Below are 1,858 nucleotides of genomic sequence, written 5' to 3' on the forward strand. Positions count from 1 at the left end.
CAAACAGTGCAGCTGGTTTGCGTTCCATGCCTATTCGTTATCTGATTTTAGATGAGGTGGATGCCTATCCTCTCAGTTTTCTTTGAAAGCGATTTTTTGCCTATAGAAATGTCGTTAAAATGTGGCTTTTTGCTTTTCACTTTCAAATCCCCCGCCGGTTGCGAGCACCCTCGCATTAGTATTCCGAGAGCCTGAAAGTATTGAATACGAACCAGATTTTTACTTTTAGTGCTCATAGCACCTAGACATAGAAAAATATCCCATAATTCCGAGACACCCACAGAGTGGGCTCATTTATGATCGAACTTTAGGGCTTTCAGACCCCACTAATCGCTGCGTAGACGAGCAAAATCACTCTTTAAGTAATAAAGTAATTTCAGGAGATTAGCAATCAAAATGAAAATAATCTCAAAAACTATAAGATTGAGCACTCTTCAAAAGAGGATAATGCGAAGGGCTGTCATCGTGGTTAGTCATTAACCCACATAATGCTTCTTTTCCAGAAAACGCAAAACGCGATATAAGAAAAAATGTTGTTTGCAAAGTTTTCTCTTGCCTATACAAAGAGAAAATGAAAAATTTGGAGGGCTCCCATGATAAATGACATCTACTGTGTTGGATACAATTATGTTGAACATGTTCATGAACTAGGTAATGTTGTTGAAGATGAACCTGTTATCTTTAGCAAGCCCAAAAGTTCACTCGTTTTAGGCAATGAAATTTATCTCCCTGATTTTTCCAAAGAAATACATTTTGAAACCGAAATTGTGCTCAAAATCTCAAAGGACGCTTTCATGATCATGGAGGAAGAAGCAGAAGAATGCTATGATGCCGTAGCAATAGGTCTTGATCTCACAGCGCGGGATTTGCAAACAAAACTGAAAGAAAAAAAGCTTCCTTGGCTTTTATCGAAAGGATTTAAAGGCGCTGCATACGTCTCTGACTTCATAAACAAGGAAAAAATAAACAACCCAATAACCTTTGCAATGAAGTTGAATGGCGAAACAAGACAAGTTGGCAATACGAAAAATATGATCTTTAGCTTTGAGAAGATAATATCGTTTTTAAGTCACTACATTCAGCTAAGACGTGGTGATCTCATATACACAGGCACTCCACAGGGTGTAGGAAAACTTTCTCAGTTTGACAGAATAGAATTGTATCTTGAAAATCAATTAATTTCAGAGCTAAAAGTAAAATGAATCATCAAATACTGACCTTTTTCATTGTTTCATTTTTTTTAGTCATCTCACCGGAGCCGAATATGGCCCTTATCATCGATAATGCAACGAGATTGGGAAGAAAGAACGCATTTGTAAACGTTTTAGGATTGTGTACAGCAACATATGTGCATGGGGCATTTTCCACACCTAGGTGTATCAGCGCTCATTCTCAACAACAAAACGCTGTTTTTTTTAGTAAAACTCATGGGTGGCAGCTATTTATTATACATGGGCTTTAAATCAATTAAATCTGGAATACACAGCTTAAATTCAAAAGAAAGAAGTTCAACGAATGAAAAGCATGCTACGAGTGAAACAAAGCTTTTAACCAGCTATATGGACGGTTTTTTGACACAAATACTAAACCCCAAAGTATCTATATTTTACATAGCAGCTTTTCCAAAATTCTTAGCTTCTGGAGGTAGCATTAAAAAAGGTTTTGAACTTGTCACAATACATTCTTTCAACATCTTTGCATGGTTTACTTTAATGACCATTTTTATATCATTTGCCAGTACCGCCTTAAAAAAGCAGCGGGTAAAAGGCTCGATTAACATTGCGACAGGAACAGTTTTATCTTTGATAACAAATTGTAAAGTTAATAGAGCAATCTTTTCCTGATTCTGTCTCTCACT

Annotated in this window: 2 protein-coding genes and 1 pseudogene; all 3 read left to right on the forward strand. The window is 36.6% G+C overall.

What is annotated here, in order from left to right:
• Window positions 1-77, forward strand: a pseudogene (locus tag ACFIL8_RS06005) (terminase large subunit); the annotation flags it as partial.
• 516 nt (window positions 78-593) lie between these two features.
• A complete protein-coding gene (locus ACFIL8_RS06010) occupies window positions 594-1,202 on the forward strand; it encodes a fumarylacetoacetate hydrolase family protein (RefSeq protein WP_375628879.1) in 609 nt (202 codons plus the stop codon).
• A 225-nt stretch (window positions 1,203-1,427) separates the two neighbouring features.
• The gene (locus ACFIL8_RS06015; protein WP_375638322.1) at window positions 1,428-1,844 is read left to right on the forward strand and encodes a LysE family translocator; all 417 of its coding nucleotides are present in this window, start codon (window positions 1,428-1,430) and stop codon (window positions 1,842-1,844) included.
• Window positions 1,845-1,858: the final 14 nt, after the last annotated feature.

It is taken from the genome of Bartonella sp. AP57NXGY (genome assembly GCF_042195805.1).
Lineage (GTDB): Bacteria > Pseudomonadota > Alphaproteobacteria > Rhizobiales > Rhizobiaceae > Bartonella.